23 protein-coding genes and 2 tRNA genes are annotated in these 25378 nt (G+C 68.0%); 14 read left to right on the top strand and 11 right to left on the bottom strand.

Annotated features, from left to right (window positions below):
• Nucleotides 1-4: 4 nt before the first annotated feature.
• From E5P3_RS19335 to E5P3_RS19325, 3 genes are all read right to left on the bottom strand, one after another.
• A complete protein-coding gene (locus E5P3_RS19335; RefSeq protein ID WP_232073208.1) occupies nt 5-1273 on the bottom strand; it encodes an MgtC/SapB family protein in 1269 nt (422 codons plus the stop codon).
• Nucleotides 1274-1819, bottom strand: a complete 546-nt coding sequence (locus tag E5P3_RS19330) for a DUF421 domain-containing protein (protein WP_162587444.1) — start codon at nt 1817-1819, stop codon at nt 1274-1276.
• 167 nt (nt 1820-1986) lie between these two features.
• A complete protein-coding gene (locus E5P3_RS19325; protein ID WP_162587443.1) occupies nt 1987-2946 on the bottom strand; it encodes a LysR substrate-binding domain-containing protein in 960 nt (319 codons plus the stop codon).
• A gap of 90 nt (nt 2947-3036) precedes the next feature.
• On the opposite strand from E5P3_RS19325, the gene E5P3_RS19320 reads away from it, so the two are divergent.
• The 3 genes from E5P3_RS19320 to E5P3_RS19310 are packed head-to-tail and all read left to right on the top strand — an operon-like array spanning nt 3037 to nt 6289.
• Nucleotides 3037-3915 (top strand): FAS1-like dehydratase domain-containing protein, encoded by an 879-nt coding sequence (locus E5P3_RS19320; protein ID WP_162587442.1) that lies wholly within the window; start codon nt 3037-3039, stop codon nt 3913-3915.
• Nucleotides 3916-3939: 24 nt separating this feature from the next.
• Nucleotides 3940-5106: an acyl-CoA dehydrogenase family protein gene (locus tag E5P3_RS19315; protein ID WP_162587441.1), complete on the top strand. Its 1167-nt coding sequence runs from the start codon at nt 3940-3942 to the stop codon at nt 5104-5106.
• A 1-nt stretch (nt 5107) separates the two neighbouring features.
• Entirely contained in the window at nt 5108-6289 is a 1182-nt protein-coding gene (locus E5P3_RS19310; protein ID WP_162587440.1) for a CaiB/BaiF CoA transferase family protein, read from the top strand.
• 118 nt (nt 6290-6407) lie between these two features.
• Here the strand turns inward: E5P3_RS19310 and E5P3_RS19305 are convergent.
• Nucleotides 6408-6484: transfer RNA gene (locus E5P3_RS19305), tRNA-Arg, on the bottom strand.
• 126 nt (nt 6485-6610) lie between these two features.
• Between E5P3_RS19305 and E5P3_RS19300 the strand changes: the two genes are divergently transcribed.
• Nucleotides 6611-6811 (top strand): hypothetical protein, encoded by a 201-nt coding sequence (locus tag E5P3_RS19300; RefSeq protein ID WP_162587439.1) that lies wholly within the window; start codon nt 6611-6613, stop codon nt 6809-6811.
• A gap of 325 nt (nt 6812-7136) precedes the next feature.
• Here E5P3_RS19300 and E5P3_RS19295 read toward each other — a convergent pair.
• The 3 genes from E5P3_RS19295 to E5P3_RS19285 all read right to left on the bottom strand — a co-directional run bounded on the left by E5P3_RS19295 (nt 7137) and on the right by E5P3_RS19285 (nt 9742).
• Nucleotides 7137-7213: transfer RNA gene (locus E5P3_RS19295), tRNA-Pro, on the bottom strand.
• Nucleotides 7214-7255: 42 nt separating this feature from the next.
• Nucleotides 7256-7960, bottom strand: a complete 705-nt coding sequence (locus E5P3_RS19290) for a glutathione binding-like protein (protein WP_162587438.1) — start codon at nt 7958-7960, stop codon at nt 7256-7258.
• A gap of 99 nt (nt 7961-8059) precedes the next feature.
• Complete coding sequence (locus E5P3_RS19285) at nt 8060-9742, bottom strand: FAD-dependent oxidoreductase (RefSeq protein WP_232073206.1); 1683 nt, start codon at nt 9740-9742, stop codon at nt 8060-8062.
• 142 nt (nt 9743-9884) lie between these two features.
• Between E5P3_RS19285 and E5P3_RS19280 the strand changes: the two genes are divergently transcribed.
• The 3 genes from E5P3_RS19280 to E5P3_RS19270 all read left to right on the top strand — a co-directional run bounded on the left by E5P3_RS19280 (nt 9885) and on the right by E5P3_RS19270 (nt 13474).
• Nucleotides 9885-10754 carry a GNAT family N-acetyltransferase gene (locus E5P3_RS19280; RefSeq protein WP_162587436.1) on the top strand — a complete coding sequence of 290 codons (870 nt, stop codon included), beginning with the start codon at nt 9885-9887 and terminating at the stop codon, nt 10752-10754.
• Nucleotides 10755-10815: 61 nt separating this feature from the next.
• Entirely contained in the window at nt 10816-13005 is a 2190-nt protein-coding gene (gene ppk1 / locus E5P3_RS19275; RefSeq protein ID WP_162589757.1) for a polyphosphate kinase 1, read from the top strand.
• 7 nt (nt 13006-13012) lie between these two features.
• Complete coding sequence (locus E5P3_RS19270) at nt 13013-13474, top strand: SixA phosphatase family protein (RefSeq protein WP_162587435.1); 462 nt, start codon at nt 13013-13015, stop codon at nt 13472-13474.
• A gap of 35 nt (nt 13475-13509) precedes the next feature.
• Here E5P3_RS19270 and E5P3_RS19265 read toward each other — a convergent pair whose 3' ends face one another.
• Nucleotides 13510-15027 (bottom strand): Ppx/GppA phosphatase family protein, encoded by a 1518-nt coding sequence (locus E5P3_RS19265; RefSeq protein ID WP_162587434.1) that lies wholly within the window; start codon nt 15025-15027, stop codon nt 13510-13512.
• A gap of 253 nt (nt 15028-15280) precedes the next feature.
• Between E5P3_RS19265 and pstS the strand changes: the two genes are divergently transcribed.
• Genes pstS through phoR form a run of 7 tightly spaced genes read left to right on the top strand, consistent with a single transcriptional unit; the run spans nt 15281 to nt 21875 of the window.
• Nucleotides 15281-16318 carry a phosphate ABC transporter substrate-binding protein PstS gene (gene pstS, locus E5P3_RS19260; RefSeq protein WP_162587433.1) on the top strand — a complete coding sequence of 346 codons (1038 nt, stop codon included), beginning with the start codon at nt 15281-15283 and terminating at the stop codon, nt 16316-16318.
• A 15-nt stretch (nt 16319-16333) separates the two neighbouring features.
• Nucleotides 16334-17404: a phosphate ABC transporter permease subunit PstC gene (gene pstC, locus E5P3_RS19255; RefSeq protein WP_162587432.1), complete on the top strand. Its 1071-nt coding sequence runs from the start codon at nt 16334-16336 to the stop codon at nt 17402-17404.
• On the top strand, nt 17401-18285 hold the full coding sequence (pstA, locus tag E5P3_RS19250; RefSeq protein WP_162587431.1) for a phosphate ABC transporter permease PstA: 885 nt from the start codon (nt 17401-17403) through the stop codon (nt 18283-18285). The genes pstC and pstA overlap by 4 nt, the downstream gene beginning before the upstream one ends.
• A gap of 5 nt (nt 18286-18290) precedes the next feature.
• On the top strand, nt 18291-19073 hold the full coding sequence (gene pstB, locus E5P3_RS19245; RefSeq protein WP_162587430.1) for a phosphate ABC transporter ATP-binding protein PstB: 783 nt from the start codon (nt 18291-18293) through the stop codon (nt 19071-19073).
• Between the two features lie 10 nt (nt 19074-19083).
• Nucleotides 19084-19785 (top strand): phosphate signaling complex protein PhoU, encoded by a 702-nt coding sequence (phoU, locus tag E5P3_RS19240; protein WP_162587429.1) that lies wholly within the window; start codon nt 19084-19086, stop codon nt 19783-19785.
• Nucleotides 19786-19801: 16 nt separating this feature from the next.
• Nucleotides 19802-20494, top strand: coding sequence for a phosphate regulon transcriptional regulator PhoB (phoB, locus tag E5P3_RS19235; RefSeq protein ID WP_162587428.1), 693 nt, complete (start codon nt 19802-19804; stop codon nt 20492-20494).
• Between the two features lie 40 nt (nt 20495-20534).
• Nucleotides 20535-21875, top strand: coding sequence for a phosphate regulon sensor histidine kinase PhoR (phoR, locus tag E5P3_RS19230; protein ID WP_162587427.1), 1341 nt, complete (start codon nt 20535-20537; stop codon nt 21873-21875).
• On the opposite strand, the gene E5P3_RS19225 is transcribed toward phoR, so the two are convergent.
• The 3 genes from E5P3_RS19225 to E5P3_RS19215 form a co-directional block, all read right to left on the bottom strand.
• Complete coding sequence (locus E5P3_RS19225) at nt 21859-23196, bottom strand: MATE family efflux transporter (RefSeq protein WP_443083289.1); 1338 nt, start codon at nt 23194-23196, stop codon at nt 21859-21861. The two genes, phoR and E5P3_RS19225, sit on opposite strands and share 17 nt — an antisense overlap.
• Nucleotides 23196-24926 (bottom strand): hypothetical protein, encoded by a 1731-nt coding sequence (locus tag E5P3_RS19220; protein ID WP_162587425.1) that lies wholly within the window; start codon nt 24924-24926, stop codon nt 23196-23198. Before E5P3_RS19220 ends, E5P3_RS19225 begins: the two co-directional genes overlap by 1 nt.
• 84 nt (nt 24927-25010) lie before the next feature.
• Complete coding sequence (locus E5P3_RS19215; protein WP_162587424.1) at nt 25011-25280, bottom strand: type B 50S ribosomal protein L31; 270 nt, start codon at nt 25278-25280, stop codon at nt 25011-25013.
• Nucleotides 25281-25378 lie beyond the last annotated feature (98 nt).

Here is a 25378-nt window from a genome sequence, read left to right as displayed (position 1 = left end):
TTGCTCAACCCGCGCCGGACAGCAGCAGCGCCGCCGTCCACGCCAGCGCCAGGCTGAGGACCAACGCACCGCCCACGCGCAGCGCGTAAGCCGGTCCGCCTGCCATCACGGCCACCGTGCAGCGGGTCAGCGTGTTGGCGCTGACGGCGATCAGGGCGCCGCGCACGAAGTGCTCCGCGGTCAGCTTGCCGGCCGCATGCAGCGAGGCCATGGAAGCGATCGGCGAATGGGCGTCGGCCAGGGCGGCCAGGGCGACGCTGATCTGCAGGCCGGCATCGCCGAAACGGATCTGCGCATTGCTCACCAGCAGGGCGACGATGGCCAATGCCACCGCCACCGCCAGCGCCTCGCGCGGACGCAGCGCGCTGCGTGCACCGGAAGGCGGCTCGATCCTGGCCTGCGACCTGCGCGACAGCAGTGGCAGCACGCCGATGGCTGCCGCCCCGGCGGCGCCGGCCAGCGCCACCGGCAGCAGTGCGGCCGCCGCGGCCGGGGACAGCGCCGCGCTTAGCACCAGCGCCTGCACCCAGGTCGCGACGCCCGACAGCGCCGCGCCGCCTGCCAGCACGACGGCCTGCGCCGGCTGGGCCCTCGCCTTGCTGCCGAAGGAGGCCACTGTCGCCGTGCTCGAGATGAAGCCCGAGACGAAGCCGGAGCCCAGCATGCCGGCGCGCGCGCCCAGCCAACGCACCGCCATATGCCCCGCGGCCTGGATCGCGAGGATCAGCACCACCATCGCCGCCAGCGGCCGCGGGTCGATGCCGCCAAGCAGCGCGATCGGCCGTGACGGGATCAACGGCAGCACGATCAGTGCGAGGGCGGCGAGCAGCAGGCCGTCGTGCAGCTCCTGCTCGCTCAGCAAGTCGGTGGCGAGGCGGTGGAGCCGCCGCCGCGCTGCCAGCAGCAGGGCCAGGCCGGCCCCGCAGGCGGCGCCCAGGGCGGGTGCCAGCATCGTTTGCACACCGATCAGGTACGTGACGAACAGCGCCAGCTCCGTCGTCAGCCCCGGATCCCGCGATTGGCTCTTCCAGTAGGAGAGCGCGGCCAGCAGCGCCACGACGCCCGCGCCGAGCACCACCAGGCCTGGCATCGGCAGCAGTTGCGCCAGCGCCCCGGCCAACGCCGCGACGGTGAAGGTGCGCAAACCCGCGGCGGCCCGGTCCTCGCCTTGCCCCTTGCGGCGTTCGCGCTCGATGCCGATCAAGAGGCCGACCCCCAGGGTCACGGCCAGGCCGACGGCGGCGTCCTGCAGGTCGATCGTGGTGCTGTTCACTCAGTGAGTGTCGCCGGGCCGCGCGCTGCGGTGTTGCGTCGCCTTCGCTGCGTCGTCGTCGCGCTGCCCATACTTGAACACGCTGAGCTGGCCGTCGCTCTCGAGCCGCGCCACGCGGACATCCTCGATGCGCTCCACGCCCTGCTCGCGCAGCTTGCCGGCGAGCTCGTCGAGCGTGATCTTCTGGCGCCGCAGGATCCGGCGCACCGGCCTGCCGCGCCGCACGAGGATCTCCGGCGGCGGCTCCAGCAGGCGCGAGACGATGTCGAACCGATAGCTCAGCCAGTCGAGAAGGAAATTCCAGCCGACCAGGGTCGAGAGCAACACCAGGCCATCGCTGATGGTCTTGTAGTCGCCCTGCATCGCGTTGCTGGCCGCATCGGCCACCAGCACCACGAACAGCAGATCGGCCATGCCCATCGATCCGACGTCCCGTCGGAGCACGAAGCGGAAGACGATGAGCAGTGCCCAGTAGATCATGGTGCCCCGGAGCATCATCTCCCATGCGGGGAAGTCGAAGGAGAAGAGGGCGGCGAGGTCGGACATGGCGCCGATCATGCATACCGAAGCCGCCTTGCCGGTCGGCAGCCGGCTCGTTCGCGTGCAGGCGCAAGGCCTTCGCGGGGTGGATTTCGACCAGGCAGCACCGGCACCCATCGCTTGCGTTTCAGCTGGAGAAGTTCGCCGCGAGTTCCGTAGTCCGGGGTGGATCGCTAAGTCCGAAAGACCTTCCCCCTGCCAGCGGGATTGCCGCTCCTGTCGGGTGAGTTGGCCTGCCGCGCATTCGCGCCGTAGCGCAGCAGCGCGGCGATCAGCGCGTCGGCATAGGCAGGCAGTGCCTCGCCGGCGCGCACCAGCACGTAGCGGTCGCGCACGCGCCAGTCGTCGGACAGCTCCACCTGCACGATGGGCAGCGTCGCCAGGTTGCGGCGCGCGCTGATTTCGGGGATCACGCTGATGCCTACGCCGGCCGCCACCATCCGGCACATCGCGTCGAAGCTGGCCAGCTCCACGCGGAAGTGCAGCGAGCGGCCCATCAGCGCCGTGACCTGCGACAGGTGCTCGCGCAGCGTGCTGCCGGCATGCATGCCCACGTGTGATTCGTCCAGCGTGGCAGCCAGTGAGACGCGCTTGCGGCGGGCCAGCCGGTGCCCCTTCGGCACCACCAGCACCAGGCGGTCGGTGCTGAAGTGGATGGCGCGCAGGCCCGGAGTCTCCATGCGCATCGAGACGATACCCACATCGGCCCGTGCATCCAGCACGGCCTGCGCGATCTCCGGGTTCTGCCGCTCCTGCAGCTCCACGTTCACTTTGGGGTTGGTCCGCAGGAAGTCGGGCAGCACGACCGGCAGGATGTCCGTCACCGCCGTCGTGTTGGCATGGATGCGCACGTGGCCGCGCAGGCCGCGGGCGTACTCGCGCATGTCCAGCCGTAGCTGCTCGGTCTGCCCCAGGATGCCGCGCGCGTGGTGGAGAAAGGCCTCGCCCGCCGGCGTCAGCCGCACGCCGCGCGCCTCGCGCTGGAACAGGGGAACGCCGGCGTGCTCCTCCAGTGCTCGTACGCGCGCGCTTGCCGCCGGCAGGGACAGATGCTGTGCCTCGGCGGCGCGCGTGATGTTCGACAGCTGCGCGATCGACTGGAAAAGACGGAGGTCCAGTGGGTCGAAGTCCATCGGCCGATTAGAGCAGCCTTCTGAAATTTGGAAGGCTCCGTCTCGAACTTGCGCATTGTGCTGGCGGGTGAGAGCAGGGACGATAGCGGCATGCAGAACGATTCCGTGAGTCCCCGTATCACGCCCGAGGTGCTCGCCCACCTGAGGACCTGGGAAGGCCGCAGCGAAACGCTGGACGACAGCATCACCGCCGCGCCCATCCGCGGCCTGGCGGCGGCGCTCGATTGCGAGGACGATGCGACCGGCAACGCGCTGCCGCCGCTGTGGCACTGGCTGTACTTCCTGCCGCGTGCGCCGCAGCATGAGCTGGGCGCTGACGGCCATCCGCGCTTGGGCGGCTTCCTGCCGCCGGTGCCGCTGCCACGACGGATGTGGGCGGGCGGGCGTCTGCAGTGGCGCGCGCCGCTGCGGGTGGGCGATGCGGTGCAGCGCGTCTCGCGCATCGCTTCGGTGACGCACAAAGCCGGCCGCACCGGCGACCTGGTGTTCGCGCTGGTGCAGCATGAGATCCGTCGCGGCGAGACGCTGTGCATCAGCGAGGAGCAAGACATCGTCTACCGCGCGCCGGCCCGCCCCGGCGACACGTCCCCGCCGCCCACGCCAGCGCCGGCCGAAGCGGCCTGGTCGCGCGAGATCGTGCCCGATCCGGTGCTGCTGTTCCGCTACTCCGCGCTCACCTTCAACGGCCACCGCATCCACTACGACCGTCCCTACGCTACGGCGGAGGAAGGCTATGCCGGCCTGGTGGTCCACGGGCCGCTGATCGCCACGCTGCTGTTGGACCTGCTGCGCCGCCATGCACCGGAGGCCGTGGTGACGGACTTCTCATTCAAGGCCGTGCGACCCACTATCGACCCGCATCCCTTCAGCGTGCACGGCCAGCCGTCGGAAGACGGCAGGACCATCCAGCTGTGGGCGCGCGACCACGAAGGCTGGCTCACCATGCAGGCCACGGCCAGGATCCGCTGAAACCCTCTTCATCTCCTCACGACCATGCTCGACAAGACCAGCTCCAACAACCACCACGAGATCCGCGACGCGGTGCGCGACCTGTGCCGCCAGTTCCCGGCCGAGTACCACCGCAAGATCGACGAGGCGCGCGGCTACCCCGAGGAATTCGTCAACGCGCTGACCAAGGCCGGCTGGCTCGCTGCGCTGATCCCGCAGGAGTTCGGCGGCCCCGGCCTGTCGATGGCCCAGGCCTCGGTCATCATGGAAGAGATCAACCGCTCGGGCGGCAACTCCGGCGCGTGCCACGGCCAGATGTACGTGATGAACACCATCGTGTTCAGCGGCACCGAGCAGCAGAAGGCGCGCTACCTGCCGAAGATCGCCGCCGGCGAGCTGCGCGTGCAGTCCATGGGCGTGACCGAGCCCACCACCGGCAGCGACACCACCAAGCTCAAGACCACCGCCGTGCGCAAGGACGGCCGCTGGGTCGTCAACGGCCAGAAGGTCTGGATCTCGCGTGTGCAGCACAGCGACCTGCTGATCCTGCTGGCGCGCACCATGCCGCTGGAGCAGGTGCAGAAGAAGAGCGACGGCCTGTCGTGCTTCGTCATCGAGCTGGACAAGGCCATTGGCAAGGGCCTCACGGTGCGGCCCATCCCGAACATGGTCAATCACGAGACCAACGAGCTGTTCTTCGACAACCTCGAGCTGCCCAAGGACGCGCTGCTGGGCACCGAAGGCAAGGGCCTGAAGGTGATCTTCGACGGCCTGAACGCCGAGCGCACGCTGATTGCGGCCGAATGCATCGGCGACGGCTATTGGTTCCTGGAGAAGGCGCGCGACTACGCCGGCGAGCGCAAGGTGTTCGGCCGCCCCATCGGGCAGAACCAGGGCATCCAGTTTCCGCTGGCCGAGGCCTTTATCGAGCTGGAGGCCGCCAACCTGATGCGCTGGCGCGCCTGCGAGAAGATCGATGCCCGCCAGAACGCGGGCACCGAGGCCAACATGGCCAAATACCTGGCCGCCAAGGCCAGTTGGGAAGCGGCCAACGCCTGCCTGCAAACGCACGGCGGCTTCGGCTTCGCCTGCGAATATGACGTGGAGCGCAAGTTCCGCGAAACGCGCCTGTACCAGGTGGCGCCCATTTCCACCAACATGATCCTGAGCCATGTCGGCGAGCATGTGCTCGGCCTGCCGCGGAGCTTCTGACATGCCCATGCCCCTCGACGGCATCACCGTCGTATCGCTCGAGCATGCGATCGCCGCCCCGTTCTGCACGCGCCAGCTCGCCGACCTGGGCGCGCGAGTGATCAAGGTGGAGCGCCCCGGCGTCGGCGACTTCGCCCGCGCCTATGACGATCGAACCCAGGGCCTGGCCTCGCATTTCGTGTGGGTGAACCGCTCGAAGGAGAGCCTCGCGCTTGACCTGAAGCAGCCGGAGGCGATTGCTGCCCTGAAGGACCTGATCGCGAAGGCCGACGTGCTGGTGCAGAACCTCGCGCCCGGCGCCGCCGCGCGCATGGGGCTGGGCTACGAAGCGCTGAGCGCACGCCATCCCCGGCTGATCGTGTGCGACATCTCGGGCTACGGCAACGACGGTCCGTACCGCGACAAGAAGGCCTACGACCTGCTGGTGCAGAGCGAGGCCGGCTTCCTGTCGGTCACGGGCACGCCCGACGAACCTTGCAAGGCCGGCAATTCCATCGCCGACATCGCCGCGGGCATGTATGCCTACACCGGCATCCTGGCGGCGCTGCTGCAGCGCGCGCAGACCGACAAAGGCTCGCGCATCGACGTGTCGATGCTGGAGGCGATGGGCGAGTGGATGGGCTTCCCCATGTACTACGCCTACGAGGGGCAGGCCGCGCCCTCTCGCAATGGCGCCTCGCACGCCACCATCTTCCCCTACGGCCCCTTCATGGCGGGGGACGGCAAGACCGTGATGCTGGGCCTGCAGAACGAGCGCGAGTGGAAGTCCTTCTGCGAAAAGGTGCTGCAGCAGCCGCACCTGGCGGCCGATCCGCGCTTCGATGCCAATGCCAAGCGCAGTCATAACCGCGCCGAACTCAGGGCACTGATCGAGAAGGCCTTCGGCGCGCTGAGCGCGCAGCAGGTCATCGCCCGGCTGGAAGAGGCGCAGATCGCGAATGCGCGGGTCAACGAGGTGGGCGAGCTGTGGGAACACCCTCAGCTCCAGGCCCGCGGGCGCTTTCGCACCATCGGATCGCCGGCAGGAGTGCTGCAGGCCATGCTGCCCCCGGGCGTGCACAGCAGCTTCGACTACCGCATGGGGGCGGTACCGGACGTGGGCGAGCACAGCGAGGCGATCCTGCGCGAACTGGGCCGCAGCGAGGCGCAGATCGTGTCGATGCGCAGTGCGGGGGCGATCTGAGATGGCCGTGTCCGCCGTTACGCGTGCGCGCAGCTTCCTGTTCGTGCCGGCCTCCAGGCCGGAGCGCTTCGCCAAGGCGCTGCAGGCCGGCCGGCGCCGACTGCGTGATCCTCGAGATTGGCCTGCCCGGAGGGGATCGAACCCCCGACATTCGGCTTAGAAGGCCGATGCTCTATCCAACTGAGCTACGGGCAGTGGGAAGGTGCGCGATTTTACGGTGTGCCGGCACCGCGTCGGCTTCGGCCGACAGGGTCTGAGGAGTTTGCCCGAGGCATCCATGCCGCGTCGGGCGCCAAGGTGCAATTCCAGATGGAGTTCCATATGAGTACCAACACCACCCGAGCGACGCCCAACGAGGAACCGGAAATCGCCTTCGAGGAATCGATCCCCCTCGATGGCCCGGATCCCGTCGGCGAGAAGATGATCGAGGATCTGGGTCGCGGCGAGCGGCCCGAGAAGGAGCCCTCGCCCGAGCAGGAGCCGCCGCCGGAGCCGATGCCTGAGCAGTTCCCGGCCAGTTGAGTAGAGGGGGCGCCAGTGGGTCCACGGCGATCCGTCAATTGAGGTACCTTCCGGCCATGAGCACGAAAGCTGCGCGTCGCGAATATCTCCAGGCGGTCGCCGAGTTCGATCTGGCCTGCCGGACCTTCGCTCGCGGCATGGAGCGGGTGCTCGAGCCGCCAGCACCTGCGGCGGCCGGGCTCTTCGGGCCCAGGAAGCCAGCGAGGCGGGCCCCACGCAGCTCGCGGACGATCGAGCGCGCAAGAAAGGCCTGAGCGGAGGGCCGATCTCCAGAAAGCAAAATGCCGGTAACGACGCTAAGTCGCTACCGGCATTCACTTTTTGATGGTCGGGGCGAAAGGATTCGAACCTTCGACCCTCTGCTCCCAAAGCAGATGCGCTACCAGGCTGCGCTACACCCCGACGAGCCTGCGATTCTAGCCTGCGCCGGGCGGCGCCACGCCCTCAGCGACGCTCGTATTGCTTCTTGCCGAACAGGATCTCGCGTTCCTTGTCGCCCGTGATGGGCTGGCGCAGGTCCGCCAGCACCTTGACGCCGCGCTGCACGGCGGGCCGGGCGGCGATGCCTTCGAACCACTTCTTCAGGTGCGGGAAGTCGGCCAGCGCGATGCCCTGGCCCTCCCAGTTGCGCAGCCAGGGGAAGATGGCGATGTCGGCGATCGTGTAGCTGTCGCCGGCGATGAAGGCGTGGTTCGCGAGCTGCTTGTCGATGACGCCGTACAGGCGCTTCGCCTCGTTGGTGTAGCGGTCGATCGCGTAGGGGATCTTCTCGGGCGCGTAGAGCCGGAAGTGATGGGCCTGGCCGAGCATCGGGCCGACGCTGCCCATCTGGAACATCAGCCACTGGAGCACGTCGTAGCGCCCCCGGTCGCTCTCGGGCATGAAGCGGCCGGTCTTGCCGGCCAGGTAGACCAGGATGGCGCCGGACTCGAAGAGCGAGATCGGCTTGCCGTCCGGGCCCTCGGGGTCGGTGAGGGCCGGGATCTTGTTATTGGGGCTGATCTTGAGGAAGCCCGGCTCGAACTGGTCGCCCTTGCCGATGTTGACCGGGTGCGCGCGGTAGGGCAGGCCGCACTCCTCCAGCATGATGTGGATCTTGTGGCCGTTGGGCGTAGGCCAGGAATAGAGGTCGATGAGGGCTTGGGACATGCGAAGGGTTCCACGGATGAAAGACGGCCGGCCAGCATAGCGGCCGGTGGTCTTTCATGCAGGGCGCTTCCCGGAAGCCGGCAGCCGCCGTGCCGCCATTCAGGCGGCGACCGCGCTCGGTGCCAGGTGCTTGTGGATCAGCGCAACCACCGCGGCGCCTTCGCCGATGGCGCCACCCACGCGCTTGACCGAGCCCGCGCGCACGTCGCCGACCGCGAACACGCCCGGCACGCTGGTTTCCAACGCGGCGGCAGGGCGGGCCGGAAAGCCGCCGCGCGCCGCGTCGCCCGTGAGCACGAAGCCATGCTTGTCGACTGCGACCCCGCAGCCCTCGAGCCAGTCGGTCTCCGGCACGGCGCCGATGAACAGGAAGATGTTGCGGGCCGGGCACTGGTACTCGGCACCGCTCTGGCGGTCGCGCCAGGTGGCGCCGTCGAGGCCCGAACCGGGGTCGCCATGCAGCTGGATCAGCTCGGTGTAGGGGTGCAGCTCGATGTTGGGCGTGGCCGCGATGCGGTCGATCAGGTAGCGCGACATGGTCGCCGCGAGCGATGGGCCGCGCACCAGCAGGTTGAGCTTGCTCACATGCTGCGAGAGGAAGACCGCGGCCTGGCCCGCCGAGTTGCCGCCGCCGACCAGGGCGACCTCCTGCCTGGCGCACAGCTTGGCTTCCAGCGCGGAAGCCCAATACCAGATGCCACGGCCTTCGAAATCGGCCAGCCGCGGCACCTCTGGCCGGCGGTAGCGGGCGCCGCTGGCGATGACCACCGTCCTCGCGCGCAGCCGCCGGCCGTCGGCGAGCCGGACCGAGATCTCGCCGCGGGTTTCGGCACCGGTGCAGTCCATGGAGTGCGCCTGCGCCGGAATCAGCATCTCCACGCCGAACTTCTGCGCCTGCACGAAGGCGCGGCCCGCCAGGGCGCCGCCCGAGATGCCGGTCGGGAAGCCAAGGTAGTTCTCGATACGCGCACTGGCGCCGGCCTGGCCGCCGAAGGAGCGGCAATCGATGGTCATCACGCGCAAGCCTTCGGAGGCTGCGTAGACGGCAGTTGCGAGGCCCGCCGGACCGGCGCCCACCACCAGCACATCGAACAAATCGTCGTGCTCGGCGGAATCGACCATGCCGAGGCACAGCGCCAAGGCGTTCTCGCTCGGATTGGAGGCGACCGAGCCGTCGGGGCAGACCACCAGGAGCTCGGCCTCGCCGTACTGCTCGAGGAGGGCCTGGGCGTCGGCGTCCTGCGTGGCGTCGACCACATGGTAGGGGTGGCCGTTGCGCCCCAGGAAGTTCTGCAGCCGAAGCAAGGGAGCCGATTGCGGCGGCCCGATCAGCACCGGGCCGCTGGCGCCCGATTCGATCAGCGCAACACGGCGCAGGATCATGGCGCGCACCAGGCGCTCCCCGAGGTCGGCTTCCGCGATGATGAGTGCGCGCAGGTGCTCGGGCGGGACCAGCAGGGCTTCGACATCCTCGTCGGCATGACCGTCCACGAGGGCGGGGCGGCCCGAGAGCTGTGCGATCTCGGCCAGGAACTGGCCGGGCCCCTGGCGCTCGATGGGCACCACGCGGCCCAGCCCGTCGCGTTGCGTGATCGCCACGATGCCCTTCAGCACCACGAACATGCCCGGCCCGGGCTCGCCGGCGCGGAAGAGGCAGTCGCCGCGCCCGTAGCGCCGCAGGGTGCCGAAGCGCCGGACGCGCTCGATATCGGCAACGCTCAGCGTCGGGAACATCTGGTGGCGCCGGCTTTCAATGGTGCTGGAGGTGGATTCGGCCGTCATAGAAAAAAACTCCTGGGGGCGCATCGCCTGGCATTAAACCCCCAAAGGCCGGGTTGGCGTGACACGTCATGCAACTGCCATCGGAGTGACACGCGTGTTTCATTGCGTGCTCACAGACTTCGTCGGCAGAAAGGGTTCCCGCATGAAAGAACTGCCCACGCCGACGTTTCCGTTCTCGCAACTGGGATTGTGCGCCGCCCTTTGGCCTGCCCAGGGCCGCACGCCGGCGGCCGTTCCCGTGCCTGCGGTGCCCGTCACCCTTCCCGAGACGATCGACGCCGGCCGCAGCGGCATCAGCGTGAGCTGGGCGCGCCACCAGGACGACGTCCGTGCCGCGCAGCGCCTGCGCCATGACGTGTTCGCCGGTGAGATGGGCGCGCGCCTGAACACCACGCTGGAAGGCCATGACGTCGACCTGTTCGACGACTTCTGCGAGCACCTGCTGGTGCGCGACGAGACCACGCGCCAGGTGATCGGCACCTACCGCGTGCTGACGCCGGCCCAGGCCCGCCGCGTGGGTAGCACCTACAGCGACACCGAATTCGACCTGACGCGCCTGCGCGACCTGCGCGAGCGCATGGTCGAGCTGGGCCGCAGCTGCGTGCATGCCGACCACCGCCAGGGCGGCGTGATCCTCGCGTTGTGGGGGGCGCTCGCGGCCTTCATGAACCGCAACAAGCTCGATACCATGATCGGCTGCGCCAGCATCCCGATGTGGCTCAACGGCGTGACCAGCGGCGACGCCGCCGCCAGCATCTGGCGCCAGCTCTCGGCCACGCACATGGCGCCGATCCAGTACCAGGTGCAGCCGCGCCTGCCCCTGCCTGTTCACCGCCTCGACGGCGACCTGGACATCGAGCCGCCGGCCCTGATCAAGGGCTACCTGCGGCTGGGAGCCAAGGTGCTCGGCCCGCCGGCCTGGGATCCGGACTTCAACACCGCCGATCTGCCCATGCTGATGCGCATCGAAGACCTGCCGGCCCGCTACCGCAAGCATTTCCTGGGCAATTGACAGCCCGGAAAGAGCGTCACACAGTTGTCATGGAAGTGTCACGATGTCGTTCGACACTGTCATGTCCTTGCATGCGACCATTCCTGTGCCCGTTGTTCCAGACAATTTCGCTTCTTCACCTGCCCTCGCCGACAGCCCGCCTGTCACCGTGGGGTCATCGCTGACCCTGCTCGACCGCGACCACAGCATCCTGGCTTTCAACGAGCGCGTGCTCGACTGGGCCTATCGGCCGGAGGTGCCCCTGATCGAGCGGCTGCGCTATCTGTGCATCGTCTCGTCCAATCTCGACGAGTTCTTCGAGGTCCGGATGGCGCCGCACCTGGCAGCCAATACCGCCGGCGACCGAAAGGGCAACTACACCGTCGATTCCTTCGCTCGACTGTCCGAGGCGGCCCATACCCTGGTGGGCCGGCAGTACGCGTTGTACAACGGCGAGCTGATGCCGACCTTCGCGAAGGAAGGCATCCATGTCATTTCGCATGGCGAGCGCAATGCGGCGCAGCGCAAGTGGTTGAGCGACTATTACGAGCGTGAGGTCCGGCCGCTGCTGATTCCCGTGGGGCTCGATCCCGCCCATCCCTTCCCGCAAGTCGCCAACAAGTCGCTCAACTTCATCGTGCGCCTGAGCGGCAAGGACGCCTTCGGCCGCGAGAACCCGATCGCCATCGTCAAGGTGCCGCGGGTGCTGCCGCGCATGATTGCGATGCCGGCCCGGGTGTCCGGCGGCAAGAAGCTGTTCGTCGCGCTCTCGAGCATCGTGCGGGCGCACCTGCAGGGCATGTTCCCGGGGCGCGAGGTGGGCGACTTCTCGCAGTTCCGCGTCACGCGCCATTCCGACCTGGCGGTCGACGAGGAGGACGTCAAGAACCTGCGCACCGCGCTGCGCCAGGGGCTGCAGCACCGCCACTTCGGGCAGGCCGTGCGGCTGGAGGTCTCGGCCAGCTGCGCCGAGTCGCTCGCGAGCTTCCTGCTCGCGCAGTTCGACCTGCCGCCGGAAGCGCTCTACCGGGTGCACGGGCCGGTCAACCTGGCGCGGCTCACGCAGCTGATCGACCTGCTGGAGGAGCCGCAGCTTCGCTTCGCGCCCTACCAGGCGTCTTATCCGGTCTCGCTGTCGCCGGGTCAGTCCTTCTTCGAGCGGCTGCAGGCAGGCGATGCGCTGATCCACCAGCCTTTCGAGAGTTTCGAGGGCGTGCTCGCCTTCCTGCGCGAGGCGGTGCAGGACCCGCAGGTGCTCGCGATCAAGCAGACCATCTACCGCACCGGCGCCGATTCCGAGCTCATGGAGCTGCTGCGCGAGGCAGTCCGCCGAGGCAAGGAAGTCACGGTGGTGGTGGAGCTCAAGGCACGCTTCGACGAGGAAGCCAACATCAACTGGGCCGAGATGCTCGAGTCGATCGGCGCCCAGGTGGTCTATGGCGTGGTCGGCCTCAAGACCCACGCCAAGATGCTGCTGGTGACGCGGCGCGAGGGCAAGGCGATGCGGCGCTACGGCCACCTCTCCACCGGCAACTACAACCCGCGCACCGCCAGGCTCTACACCGACATCAGCCACCTGACTGCCGACCCGCTGCTGACGGCTGACATGGAGGCCGTGTTCGTACACATGGCCAGCCAGAGCCGGCTGCCGAAGCTCAACCGCATGTGGATGGCGCCGTTCGACCTGCACCGCAACCTGATTGCCCGCATCGACGCGCTGGGGGTCGCTGCCGTGCGGGGCGTGCCCACGCGCATCGTCGTGAAAATGAATGCGCTGACCGATGAGGCCTTGATCGCCTCCCTGGTCGGCGCCGGCCGCAAGGGCGTGAAGATCGACCTGATCGTGCGCGGCGCCTGCACCCTGCCGGCCCAGGTGCCAGGCCTGACCGACAACATCCGCGTCCGCTCGGTCATCGGCCGCTTTCTCGAGCATTCGCGGGTCTTCTATTTCCGGGAGGGCGAGGACGAGGCGCTCTACCTGTCGAGCGCCGACTGGATGAACCGCAACATGCTGCGGCGCATCGAGCTGGCCTGGCCGGTGACCGACCCGGTGCTGCGCCAACGCCTGATCGACGAATGCCTGGTGGCCTACCTGCATGACGGCCGCGATGCCTGGGACCTCGGCGCCGACGGCACCTACCGCCGGGTGAACCATGACACGCACCAGGGAGAGGAGGGTGCGCCGCGTGCCGTCCAGGCGCACGGTGCGCAGACCGCGCTCATGGTCCGCTATTCGTCGCGAGGCCGCGGCCGGGCCGCCTCGCGCGTGTGAGGGCTGCATGGACCTGATCTTCTGGCGCCATGCCGAGGCCGAGGACTGGACCGAAGGCTGCGATGACATGCAGCGCTCGTTGACGTCGCGGGGCGAGAAGCAGGCCAAGCGCATGGCGGCCTGGCTGGACCGACAGTTGCCCGAGGGCACGCGCATCGTCTGCAGCCCGGCGCGGCGCTGCGAGCAGACGGTGCTCGCGCTGGGCCGCAAGTACAAACTGCGCAGCGAGCTCTCGCCCGACACCACGGCCGACGCGCTGCTGGCGTCGGCCGGCTGGCCCAATGGCAAGTCGGTGGTGCTGCTGGTCGGCCACCAACCCTCGCTGGGCGAGGCGATCTCGCTGCTGCTCGGGCTGAAGCAGGACAGCTGCCCGGTGCGCAAGGGCGCCGTCTGGTGGATCCGGACGCGCGAGCGCGACGGCGACGTTCAGACCGTGGTGGTGACGGTGCAGTCGCCGGAACTGCTGTAGGCAGGCGGCGGAGCACGCCGCCCTGCGCTTGCGCTTCAGCAGCCCTCGAGCTGGACCCGCCAGGGGGTCTTCTGCCAGGCCAGCACTTCCTCGCGCAGCAGGTGGGCCGATTGAGGATAGGTCTCCGACCAACCGCTGCGGCATGTCAGGATGAAGAGCCGGCTGTCGGCGCGCACCAGCCGCAGCGCCTCCAGGTCGGGATCGCGCCGTGCATGGCCCAGGATCACCGCCAGCCGCAGCGCCAGCAGCTGGGGCACGAAGGTCTCGTCGTCCAGCGCGCCCTCGAGCTTGCGCAGCTTGCCCCGGTGGCCCAGCACCAGTTGGCTGAGCCAATGCATCTCGTTGACCGCGAAGCCCGGCGCGTCCGTGTTGTCCAGGATATAGGCGCCGTGCTTGTGATAGTCACTGTGCGAGATGTGCGTGCCGATCTCGTGCAACTGCGCGGCCCACCCGAGCTTGCGCAAGGCACGCCCCGCACGGCTCGTAGTGCTGGCGCCGCGCGAGGCCGGCTCCAGTTGCAGGAACAGCGCCGCGGCGGTCTCGCCGACCCGTCGCACCTGGGCGGTGTCGACGGCGAAGCGACTGGCCAGGCGGGCGACCGTGGCGGCGCGCAGGTCGGCCACGCTCTCGTCGCGCTCGAGCAGCTCATACAGCACGCCGTGGCGCAGGGCGCCCTGCGCCACCCTCATTTCCTCGATCTCGAGCAGGTCGAAGACGGCCCGCAGCACGCTCACGCCGCCGCCGATCACCGCCTTGCGGTCTTCCCGCATGCCCTCGATGCGCAGGCGCTCGGCGCTGCCGGCCTTGAGCAGGCGCTCGACCAGCCAGTCCAGCCCCTCGCGCGTGATCAGGCCGGGCTCGCCGCCGGCGGCAGCCAGCACGTCGCCGACCGCGCCGATGGTGCCCGACGCGCCGTAGGCCACGTCCCAGCGATCGGGCACGTAGGTGCCGAGCGCTTCGTCCAGCACTGCCTTGGCGGCGATCTCCGCGGCCCGGAAGGCGCCGGTGGTGAACTGGCCCTCGGGGAAATGCTTCATCGACCAGGCGACGCTGCCGACCCGGTACGACTCGGTCACGGTCGCTTCCAGGCCCGTGCCGATGATCATCTCGGTCGAGCGGCCGCCGATGTCCACCACCAGCCGGCGCTCCCGGTTCGAGGCATCGGTATGGGGCAGCAGGTGCGCCACGCCCTGGTAGATGAGGCGAGCCTCCTCGCGGCCGGTGATGACGTCGATGCCGAAGCCCAGGATGGTGCGCGCGCGCAGCAGGAATTCGTCGCGATTGCGGGCTTCGCGCAAGGTCTGGGTAGCCACGGCGCGGACCTGCGAGCGCTTGAAGCCCGCCAGCCGCTCGCCAAAACGGGCGAGGGCGTCCCAGCCGCGCTGCATGGCCTCGGGCGTGAGATTGCGGGCCGCGTCCAGGCCGTTGCCCTGGCGGACGGTCTCCTTCAGGTATTCGGTGCGGTGGATCTGGCCATGGTCGACCCGGCCGATTTCGAGCCTGAAGCTGTTCGAGCCGAGATCGACCGCGGCGAGGCGGGTTCCGTTTTGCATGTTGAGATGGAGAAGGCCAGGGCCCCGATCGTAGCCTCACGGCCGTGCTGTGCCGCGTAGGCTGCGGCCGCACGGCGGGCCCACCGAGGCTAGGCATCGCACATGACGTTTGTGTGACAGCGTCATACAATCCGCGACCACGGAGCCCGGTTTTCCCTCTGGAGAACGGTGTCACACCGATGTCACACAAGCTTCCTAGAGTTCCTGCCAGTGCCCCGAAAAGGGTTCTTCGGCATATCGAAAAGGAAGCTCCATGAAAACGACGTTCAAGTTTGCAGCCGCCGGCCTGGTTGCCGCGGCCTTCGCCTGCGCTCCTGCCTTTGCGCAAGATGTCACCGGTGCCGGTGCCACGTTCCCGGCGCCGCTCTATGCGAAGTGGGCGGGCGACTACAACAAGTCGACCGGCGTCAAGATCAACTATCAATCGGTCGGCTCGGGCGCCGGCTTGAAGCAAATCGATTCCAAGACGGTCGACTTCGGCGCGTCTGACATGCCCCTCAAGGATGAAGACCTCCAGGCCAAGGGCCTGATGCAGTTCCCGACCGTCATCGGCGGCGTGGTGCCCGTGGTCAACATCCAGGGCGTCAAGCCCGGCGAACTCAAGCTCAACGGCCAGGTGCTCGGCGACATCTATCTCGGCAAGATCACCAAATGGAACGACCCGGCGATCAAGGCGCTGAACGCCTCGCTCAACCTTCCTGACGCGGCGATTTCGCCGGTGCGCCGTGCCGACGGCTCGGGCACGACCTTCATCTTCACGAACTACCTGAGCAAGGTCAACGCCGAATGGAAGGCCAAGGCAGGCGAGGGCACGGCCGTGAACTGGCCGACCGGTGCCGGCGGCAAGGGCAACGAGGGCGTCGCCGCTTTCGTCGGTCGCCTGCCCAATTCGATCGGCTACGTCGAGTACGCCTACGTGAAGCAGAACAAGATGGTCTACGCGCAGATGCAGAATGCGGCCGGCAACTTCGTCTCGCCGGACGACAGCGCCTTCAAGGCGGCGGCTGCCAATGCGGACTGGAGCAAGTCGTTCTATCAGATCCTGACCAATCAGTCCGGCAAGGATGCCTGGCCGATCTCGGGCGCGACCTTCATCATGATGCACAAGACACAAGAGAAGCCGGCGCAGGCTGCGGCGACCCTCAAGTTCTTCGACTGGGCCTACAAGAATGGCGACAAGACTGCCGATGAGCTCGACTATGTGCCGATGCCCGACGCCGTGAAGGCCACCATTGCCAAGGCCTGGGGCGAAGTCAAGGACGCGTCGGGCAAGCCCGTCGCCTACAAGTAAGCGAGCCGGCGCGTCATGAGCACCCCGCTCGAGCACGCGCCGCTTACGGAGCGCCCTGTGTCATCCAGTTTCCCCGCTACCGCAAACCCCCTCGACATGCCGGCCGAGGACGCACGCACAACCACCAGCCCGCCTCCTGCCAGGAAGCCGCGCACCGGCGCCACCGTCGACCTCCTGTTCGGCCTGGCCGCGAAGGGAGCCGCGCTGCTGACGCTGGCCATGCTGATCGGCATCCTGCTGTCACTGCTGGTTGGGGCGTGGCCGGCCATCTCCAAGTTCGGCCTCGGCTTCCTCACCAGCAGCGTCTGGGATCCGGTGCAGAACGAGTACGGCGGGCTGGTGATGATCTACGGCACGATCGCGACGTCGATCATCGCCCTCGTCATTGCGGTGCCTGTCAGTTTCGGCATCGCGCTGTTCCTGACCGAGATGTCGCCTGCCTGGCTGAAGCGGCCGCTCGGCACCGCGATCGAACTGCTGGCAGCGGTGCCTTCGATCGTCTACGGCATGTGGGGCCTGCTGGTGTTCGGGCCGATCCTGTCCACCTACGTGCAGCAGCCGCTGCAGAAGCTTCTCGCGGGGGTGCCCTACCTCGGCGCGCTGGTGTCCGGCCCGCCGGTGGGCATCGGCATCCTTTCCGCCGGCATCATCCTTGCGATCATGATCATTCCGTTCATCGCTTCGGTGATGCGCGATGTGTTCGAGGTCACGCCGCCGCTGCTCAAGGAGTCGGCCTATGGTCTCGGCGCCACGACCTGGGAGGTCGTGTCGAAAGTCGTGCTGCCTTATACCAAGGCCGGCGTCATCGGCGGGATCATGCTGGGGCTGGGTCGCGCCCTGGGTGAAACGATGGCGGTGACCTTCGTGATCGGCAACACGAACCAGCTCAACTCGCTCTCGGTCTTCGAGGCGGCAAACAGCATTACGTCGGTACTGGCCAACGAGTTTGCCGAGGCGGCCGAAGGCTTGCATCAGGCCTCGCTGATGTACCTGGGCCTGGTGCTGTTCTTCATCACCTTCGTGGTGCTGTCGCTGTCCAAGGTGCTGCTGCAGCAACTCAAGAAGAGCGAAGGAACGAAGTCATGAGCACTGCCGAACGCCTGCTGAGCGCCAAGGCGCTCGACGAGACGCGCGCGGCGAAGTTCGCCAGTCGCAAGCGCATCAACGTCATTGCACTCGCGCTGTCGCTTTCGGCGATGGCTTTCGGCCTCTTCTGGCTGTTCTGGATCCTTTGGGAAACGCTGCGCCTGGGCGTCGGCGGTCTGGCGCTGGCAACCTTTACGCAAATGACGCCCCCGCCGAACGAGGTGGGCGGCATTGCCAATGCGATCTTCGGCTCTGTCGTGATGGTGCTGCTGGCAACCTTCGTGGGAACACCGATCGGCATCATGGCCGGCATCTACCTTGCCGAGTACAACGCGAGAGGGTGGCTGTCGAACATCATCCGCTTCGTCAACGACATCCTGCTGTCGGCGCCGTCGATCGTGATCGGCCTGTTCGTGTATGCCGTGGTGGTGGCCTATTTCAAATCCTTCTCGGGCCTGGCGGGTGCATTGGCGCTGGCACTGATCGTGATTCCCGTGGTGATCCGCACCACCGAGAACATGCTGCAGTTGATTCCGGCCGGGCTGCGCGAAGCGGCCTATGCGCTGGGTACGCCCAAATGGAAGGTCATCCTGAGCATCACGCTGCGTGCCGCGCGCGCCGGTGTGGTCACGGGCATCCTGCTGGCCGTGGCGCGCATCGCGGGCGAAACGGCGCCGCTCCTGTTCACCGCGCTCAGCAATCAATTCTGGACCTCGGATATCACCCGGCCGATGGCGAGCCTGCCGGTGACCATCTTCAAGTTCGCAATGAGCCCCTACGAGAACTGGCAGAAGCTGGCGTGGGCCGGTGTGTTCCTCATCACCGTCGCGGTGCTCGGCCTCAACATCCTCGCTCGCGTCGTGACGCGCAACAAACTCTGAACACCATGCCATCCACAATCGCTGCACAGCCGTCCCGCGCGAAGATCTCGGTCAAGGATCTGAACTTCTACTACGGCAAGTTCCACGCGCTCAAGGGCATCAATCTCGAGATCCCTGAGCACAAGGTCACCGCCTTCATCGGCCCGTCGGGCTGCGGAAAGTCGACGCTGCTGCGCACCTTCAACCGCATGTTCGAGCTCTATCCGGAGCAGCGCGCCGAGGGCGTGATCGCGCTGGACGGCGAGGACCTGCTGACTTCCAAGCAGGACGTGGCGCTGATCCGCGCCAAGGTCGGCATGGTGTTCCAGAAGCCCACGCCATTCCCGATGTCGATCTACGACAACATCGCCTTCGGCGTGAAGCTGTTCGAGAACCTGAGCGCCTCCGAGATGGACGACCGCGTCGAGTGGGCGCTCAAGAAGGCCGCGCTCTGGACCGAGGTGCGCGACAAGCTGCAGCAGAGCGGCTCGGGCCTGTCCGGCGGCCAGCAGCAGCGACTTTGCATCGCCCGCGGCATCGCGATCAAGCCCGAGGTGCTGCTGCTCGACGAGCCCTGCTCGGCGCTGGACCCGATCTCCACGGCCAAGATCGAGGAATTGATCGCCGAACTGAAGAACGAATACACAGTGGTCATCGTGACCCACAACATGCAGCAGGCGGCGCGCTGCAGCGACTACACCGCCTACATGTACCTGGGCGACCTGATCGAGGTCGGCGCTACCGAAGAGCTGTTCTTCAAGCCCAAGCGCAAAGAGACCGAGGATTACATCACCGGCCGTTTCGGCTGAAAGGAGCGTCATGACCGAGAAACACCTCTCCAGCCAGTTCGACAGCGAGTTGAACACGGTCTCGTCGCGCGTGATGGAACTCGGCGGCATGGTCGAGTCCCAGATCAACCAGGCCGTGTATGCATTGGCCCAGTTCGACACGGAGTCCGCCAATCGGGTGATCGAGACCGAGATACGCGTCAACGCGATGGAGATCGAGATCGACCGCGAGCTCTCCTCGATCATCGCGCGGCGCCAGCCGACGGCGCGCGACCTGCGCCTCCTGATCGCAATCTCGAAGACGACCGCCAACCTCGAGCGCGTGGGCGACGAGGCCAACAAGATCGCGCGCATGGTCAAGTCGATCATCGAGAGCGGAGCGGCGCGTGCGCTGCCCTCCACCGAGTTGCGTGTCGCGGCCGACCTGGCCTCGGGCCTGCTGCGCAAGGCGCTCGACGCCTTCGCACGCCTGGACACTGCCGCCGCGCTGTCGATCCTCAAGGACGACGACCTGATCGACCAGGAGTTCGACGGCTTCGTGCGCAAGCTGGTCACCTACATGATGGAGGACCCGCGCACCATCTCGGCCAGCCTCGACCTGCTGTTCCTGGCCAAGGCCATCGAGCGCATCGGCGATCATGCGAAGAACATCGCCGAGTTCATCATCTACATCGTCAAGGGCGCCGACGTGCGGCACACTTCGATGCAAGAGATCGAGTCGGCACTTCAATAGGCTTTCATTTCCATCAATGAAGAAACCCCGCGTCCTGATCGTCGAAGACGAGTCCTCGATCGCCGAGCTGATTGCCGTCAACCTGCGCCACAACGGCTTCGAGCCGATCTGGGCGGAGGACGGCGCGGCGGCGCAGCGCGAGATCGACGCCTACCTGCCGGACCTCGTTCTGCTCGACTGGATGCTGCCGGGCCAGAGTGGCCTGCAACTGGCGCGCCAGTGGCGCAAGGATCCGCGCACGAAGAGCATGCCGATACTCATGCTGACAGCGCGCGGCGACGAGCCCGACAAGGTCGCCGGGCTGGACGCCGGGGCGGACGACTACATCACCAAGCCCTTCTCCACGCAGGAGATGCTGGCGCGCATCCGCGCCGTGCTACGGCGCCGCGCGCCCGAGGTGGCGACCGAGCGCGTCGAGATCGGCGAGCTGGCCCTCGACACCGCGACGCACCGCGTGACCTGGCAAGGCATGCCGCTGAAGGTAGGGCCGACCGAGTTCAAGCTGTTGGGCTACCTGATGCAACACGCCGAGCGCGTGCACAGCCGCGCCCAACTGCTGGACAAGGTGTGGGGCGATCACGTCTACATCGAGGAGCGCACGGTCGACGTGCACGTCAAGCGCCTGCGCGAGTCGCTCGGCGCGGCGGCGCCGATGGTCGAGACCGTGCGCGGCGCGGGCTACAGGCTCACGGCCCAAGTCACGGTGTGAATGGCTCGCCGGCGAGCACCCGGCGGCACAATGGGTGGGCATGCCGTTTCGTATTGCAACTTTCATCACAGCGTCCTTCCTCGGGGCCGCCGTCCTCGCGGTATTGGCTGGGCTTCGCTATCTGTGGCTGGGCGCATGGCTGGGCGCGGTGCTGTGGCTCGGGCTGGATGCCTGGCGAGCCCAACGGCTGCTGTACGTGCTGCGCAACGACGCCAGCGGCCTGCCATCGCGCGGTCCGGGCGTCTGGGGTGAGATAGCCGAGCGCATTCGCAAGCTGCTGCGCACGCGCGAGCAGCAGACCCGGCAGGCCGAGGACCGGTTGCAGGAGTTCCTGGCCGCCATTCAGGCCTCGCCCAACGGTGTGGTGCTGCTCGACGAGCAGGGCCGCATCGAGTGGTGCAACCAGACGGCGGCCGGCCAGTTCGGCATCGATGCAGAGCGCGACCTGCTGCAGCATCTCTCGAACCTGGTGCGCGACCCTGCCTTTGTCGCCTACCTGGCTTCCTGGAACTACAGCCGCGACGTGGTAATCGACGCACCCTCGCAGCTCCACGCCCATCGTGGTCATCCGGTGCGGCTGTCGGTGCAGGTGCACCCGTACGCCGGCAACCGCCGCATGCTGCTGACGCGCGACATCACCTCCCTGGAGCAGGCCGAGGCGATGCGGCGCGACTTCGTCGCCAATGTTTCGCACGAGATCCGCACCCCGCTCACGGTACTCGCCGGCTTCGTCGAGACCCTGCAGAACCTGCCGCTGGACGCGGAGGAGCGGTCGCGCTACCTGGCGCTCATGGGCCAGCAGTCGCACCGCATGGAGACGCTGGTCAATGACCTGTTGACGCTGTCGCGCCTGGAAGGCGGTGCGGCGCCGCCTTCCAACCGCTGGACCCGCGTGCGGGCGCTGATGGCGCAGTGCGAGGACGAGGGCCGCGGCCTCTCGAACCGGCTGAGCTCGCAGGGGCACAAGCTGAGCTTCGTGCTGGAAGCCGACTCCGAGATCGCCGGCGCGGCCACGGAGCTGCAGAGCGCCATGTCCAACCTGCTGAGCAATGCCATCCGCTACACACCCGGCGGCGGCGAGGTGGCGGTGAGCTGGCGGCTCCTGCCAGATGGCCGTGGCGAGTACGCGGTGCGCGACAGCGGCCCGGGCATCGCGGCCGAGCACATCCCGCGCCTCACCGAGCGCTTCTACCGCATCGATCGCAGCCGCTCGCGGGAGACCGGCGGTACCGGCCTGGGCCTGGCGATCGTGAAGCACGTCGCGCAGCGCCACGGCGCCGAACTGCGCATCGAGAGCGTGGTGGGCAAGGGCTCGCGCTTTGCGCTGCTGTTCCCCGTCACGCGCCTGCGACAGGCTGCTGCCGTCAGCGCTGTCGCCTGAGCGTCGACCACAGCAGCTCCAGCAGCAGCGCCGCCGCCAGCGCCAGCGCCAGTGCGCTCATGAGCCAGAAGGCCAGCGGCGACTGCATCGCCGGCCAGGGGCCGATGCCGCGATAGGCCAGCACGTAGCTGCCGCCCAGCCCGACGCCCCAGAGCAGCGTGCAGTACAGCACCAGCGGCATCACCGTGACACGGTAGCAGCGCAGCACGAAGACGCACAGCGTCTGCACGGCGTCTGCCAGGTGGTAGGCGGCGGTCGCCAGCAGCAGCGTGGCGCCCACCGCCACCACCGCGGGATTGGCGGAGTAGACGGCGGCCAGGCGCCAGCGCAGCAGCGCCATGGCGGCGGCAAACAGGAGGGCGCCCAGAACGGCCAGCTGGAAGCCGCGGACACAGGCGCGCCGCGCCAATGCGGCGTCGCCGGCCCCGAGCCAGAAGCTCACGCGCGCGCTGGTCGCGATGGCGATCGACAGGGGCACCATGTACGCGACGGCCGTGAGGTTCGATGCGATCTGGTGGGCCGCCGAGGCGGCGGTGCCCAGGCGTGCGATGAACAACGCCATCAGCGTGAAAGAGGTGACCTCCACCAGCACGGCGAGGCCGGCGGGGATGCCGAGCCGGGCGAACTGGCCGAGATGGCGCCAGTCGGGCGGCTCGATGCGGTGCCAGATGCGGTAGTCGCGGTAGACGGGCTGGCTGCGCAGCAGCCAGGCCGCGCAGGCGAGCATCGTCCAGTTGACCGCCAGCGTGGCCCAAGCGCAGCCCACCAGGCCCATGGCGGGCAGGCCGGCGCCGCCGAAGGTGAACCAGATCGACAGGGCCAGCTTCGGCGCCAGCGAGGCCAGCTGCAACCAGGTCACGAGCTGCGGCTGGCCGAGGCTCTGGTTGAGCGTGCTGAACACCCGGAACAGCAGCGCCGGGGCCAGCGCGAAGGCCAACACCTGCAGATAGGCTTCCACGTCGGCGCGCATGGCCTGCGGCACCTGGGCCCAGCGCAGCAGCGGTGTGGGGAAGAGCAGGATCGCCATGCCCAGGGCGATCGCGAAGGCGCACAGGTAGAGCGCCTGGCGCACGGAGCGGCCGACTTCCGCCGCGCGCTGCGCGCCGTGCAGTTCGGCCCAGACCGGCAGCAGCGCCTGCAGCACTCCCAGCAGCGAGACGTAGACGCTGACGAAGATGGCCGAGCCCACTGACAGCGCTGCCAGCGCGCCCTCGGCATAGCGGCCGGCGACGATGGTGTCGGTCACGCCGAAGGCCATCACGGCCAATTGGCCGGCCAGAACCGTCGCAGCGTGGCGCGCAATGACTCGCCGTTCGCTGATCAAGGCGCGGTTCTTTGGTAGAGCAGCAGGTCGTCGCTGGGACTGGTGGGCCGGCGCAGGGTGCCGATGAGACGCCAGCTCTCGAGGTTGACCAGCGTGTGCAGGCGCCCGATCGCATCCGGGCTCACGATCAGCCAGGGGCAGCTCGGGCCGCCCAGCAGCGGCTGCAGGTTGAACTGACCGTGGTGGCGCAGGGCTGCGATATGGGGCCGGCCCAGCGCCAGCTCGGACATGCAGCTCGGCTGGCCAACCCGCTCGGTGATGGCGCGCACCTGCGGTGCGTAGCTGCGGGCGTAGTCCAGCACCGGCAACCACAGCGTCATCACCAGCATCCAGCACAGGGCCGCGCCGCCGGCCGGCAGCACCAGGGTCTTCCACAGCGCGGCGCGGTGGCGGCCGGTGCGCCAGCGCACCAGCCAGGCCCATGCGAGCGTGGCAGCAATGGCGAACACAAATGCGGTGGCGGAGAAGTGCGGGACGAAGCCGGGTGCCAGCTTTGCCACGTTGGCAGCCGTCTTCGCCGGGAAGCCGGTCTGCATCGCGACCCAGATCACCCAGAAGACGATGGCCCAGACGCTGAAGAAAAGCAGCGTGAACCAGTCGATCAGCGCGGCGACGCTGCGCCTGAAGGTCGGCAGGGCGAAGGCCGCCAGGGTCGCGAAGGCCGGCAGGGCGAGCAGCAGCGAGCGCTCGGAAAAACTGGTGGTCCAGGTGGCAGCCAGTGGCACCAGGGCGAACCACAGGGGTAGCGCGACGTGGCGTGCCGTCAGCTGCCGGCGCCAGCGCCAGAGGGTCCACACCGCGAGCGGCCAGGCCGGCCAGGTGAACCACAGTAGAAGCTTGGCCTGGCTGCGCAGCTCGCTCCAGAGGCGGGTGCCGGGCTGGCTGCCGGGCAGCTCGATCTTCCACTGCAGCAGGCCGAGCCAGGCGGCCAGCAGCCCGGCCAGCAGCGTTGCGCCGAAGATCGTGCCGATGGCGCCGGCTGAATAGGTGGGCTCGTCGTCGGATGCTTCCTCCCTGGCCCCGCGCCGGCGGTCGAGGGCGAGGAAGATCACGCAGCCAATGCCCAGCGCCAGCCCGACCGTGGGGCCCCCGCTCAGCGTCATGCCGGCCGCGCCGACCACCAGGGCGACGATCGGGCCGACGCGCCGGTAGGGAAGGGCTACGACGCCGTAGAACAGCTGCGAGGTGAAGAAGAGCTGGGCCAGAGCCGGGGTGGTCTCATGCCCCAGCTGGGCCAGGCCCAGGCAGGCGATCAGTGCCAGCAGCGCGCCGTCGGCGATGGCGCGGGCGTAGTCGGTGGGACGCGCCTCGCCGCCGAAGGCGAAGGCGACCGGCTGTGCCTGCGTGGTGCGCGCGAGGTAGTACACCGCGTACCAGGTGGCCGTGAAGGTGCCCCAGAGCAGTAGCGCGAAAGCGATGCGGACCGCGAGGTCGGGGTGCACCCAGGCGGGGGCGATCTTGATCGCCCAGGCGCCGATCCAGTATGGGATCAACGCCGGCGTCTCGGGCCTGAGGCCCAGCAGCATTGGATCAAGCCAGCGGGCCAGGCCTTCGGTGCTGCGCGCCAGCTCGGCCATGTAGCCGAAGGAGACGATGTCCGCGCTCTTCCAGGGGCCACGCCCCACCAGGCCGGGCATCAGGTAGGCCGCGCACAGCAGGATCAGGGCCATGCGCGGCAGGTGGCGCACGGCGCTCTGGGCAACGATCGCTGGCGTCGGCTGGTTCAACGGGGAGGCGTCTGGGTAGAGGAGGAACAAAAGAAAAAGGGCAGCGCGGTAAACCGGGCTGCCCTCGACTCGGAAGCGCCTGCCTTACTTGGAGGCAGCAGCGCCGGTCTTGCCGAAACGGTTGCGGAACTTCTCGACACGACCGCCCATGTTGTCCACCGACTTCTGCGTGCCGGTGTAGAAGGGGTGCGACTCGCTCGAGGTGTCGAGCTTGAAGAGCGGCAGCTCGCGGCCGTCGTCGGTCTTGCCCATTTCCTTGGTGTTCACGCAGGAACGGGTGACGAACTTGAAGCCGTTCGACAGGTCGACGAACAGGACCTCGCGATAGTTCGGGTGGATGCCTTCTTTAGCCATGATTTTTTCCTTTGGTCGATGCGAGAGCCACAAGTTCGAACGCCTTCTGAAGATGCGTTCCGCCGGCACGGCGCCGGGCTGCACTTTTCGCGGAGCCC

This window comes from Variovorax sp. RA8 (genome assembly GCF_901827175.1).
Taxonomy (GTDB): Bacteria; Pseudomonadota; Gammaproteobacteria; order Burkholderiales; family Burkholderiaceae_C; genus Variovorax.
The sequence above is the reverse complement of the archived record's forward strand: the minus strand, read 5'-3'. Positions and strand labels throughout refer to the sequence as shown.

What these genes read in the sequence shown, in the direction of transcription:
- E5P3_RS19300 (WP_162587439.1), top strand. Translation starts at nt 6,611, where the DNA reads ATGAGTACCAACACCACCCGAGCGACGCCCAACGAGGAACCGGAAATC.
- phoR (WP_162587427.1), top strand. Translation starts at nt 20,535, where the DNA reads ATGCCGTTTCGTATTGCAACTTTCATCACAGCGTCCTTCCTCGGGGCC.
- E5P3_RS19330 (WP_162587444.1), bottom strand. Translation starts at nt 1,819, where the DNA reads ATGTCCGACCTCGCCGCCCTCTTCTCCTTCGACTTCCCCGCATGGGAG.
- ppk1 (WP_162589757.1), top strand. Translation starts at nt 10,816, where the DNA reads ATGTCCTTGCATGCGACCATTCCTGTGCCCGTTGTTCCAGACAATTTC.
- E5P3_RS19285 (WP_232073206.1), bottom strand. Translation starts at nt 9,742, where the DNA reads ATGACGGCCGAATCCACCTCCAGCACCATTGAAAGCCGGCGCCACCAG.
- E5P3_RS19325 (WP_162587443.1), bottom strand. Translation starts at nt 2,946, where the DNA reads ATGGACTTCGACCCACTGGACCTCCGTCTTTTCCAGTCGATCGCGCAG.
- E5P3_RS19270 (WP_162587435.1), top strand. Translation starts at nt 13,013, where the DNA reads ATGGACCTGATCTTCTGGCGCCATGCCGAGGCCGAGGACTGGACCGAA.
- E5P3_RS19320 (WP_162587442.1), top strand. Translation starts at nt 3,037, where the DNA reads ATGCAGAACGATTCCGTGAGTCCCCGTATCACGCCCGAGGTGCTCGCC.
- E5P3_RS19280 (WP_162587436.1), top strand. Translation starts at nt 9,885, where the DNA reads ATGAAAGAACTGCCCACGCCGACGTTTCCGTTCTCGCAACTGGGATTG.
- E5P3_RS19265 (WP_162587434.1), bottom strand. Translation starts at nt 15,027, where the DNA reads ATGCAAAACGGAACCCGCCTCGCCGCGGTCGATCTCGGCTCGAACAGC.
- E5P3_RS19310 (WP_162587440.1), top strand. Translation starts at nt 5,108, where the DNA reads ATGCCCATGCCCCTCGACGGCATCACCGTCGTATCGCTCGAGCATGCG.
- E5P3_RS19315 (WP_162587441.1), top strand. Translation starts at nt 3,940, where the DNA reads ATGCTCGACAAGACCAGCTCCAACAACCACCACGAGATCCGCGACGCG.
- pstA (WP_162587431.1), top strand. Translation starts at nt 17,401, where the DNA reads ATGAGCACTGCCGAACGCCTGCTGAGCGCCAAGGCGCTCGACGAGACG.
- E5P3_RS19215 (WP_162587424.1), bottom strand. Translation starts at nt 25,280, where the DNA reads ATGGCTAAAGAAGGCATCCACCCGAACTATCGCGAGGTCCTGTTCGTC.
- pstS (WP_162587433.1), top strand. Translation starts at nt 15,281, where the DNA reads ATGAAAACGACGTTCAAGTTTGCAGCCGCCGGCCTGGTTGCCGCGGCC.
- pstC (WP_162587432.1), top strand. Translation starts at nt 16,334, where the DNA reads ATGAGCACCCCGCTCGAGCACGCGCCGCTTACGGAGCGCCCTGTGTCA.
- E5P3_RS19290 (WP_162587438.1), bottom strand. Translation starts at nt 7,960, where the DNA reads ATGTCCCAAGCCCTCATCGACCTCTATTCCTGGCCTACGCCCAACGGC.
- phoU (WP_162587429.1), top strand. Translation starts at nt 19,084, where the DNA reads ATGACCGAGAAACACCTCTCCAGCCAGTTCGACAGCGAGTTGAACACG.
- pstB (WP_162587430.1), top strand. Translation starts at nt 18,291, where the DNA reads ATGCCATCCACAATCGCTGCACAGCCGTCCCGCGCGAAGATCTCGGTC.
- phoB (WP_162587428.1), top strand. Translation starts at nt 19,802, where the DNA reads ATGAAGAAACCCCGCGTCCTGATCGTCGAAGACGAGTCCTCGATCGCC.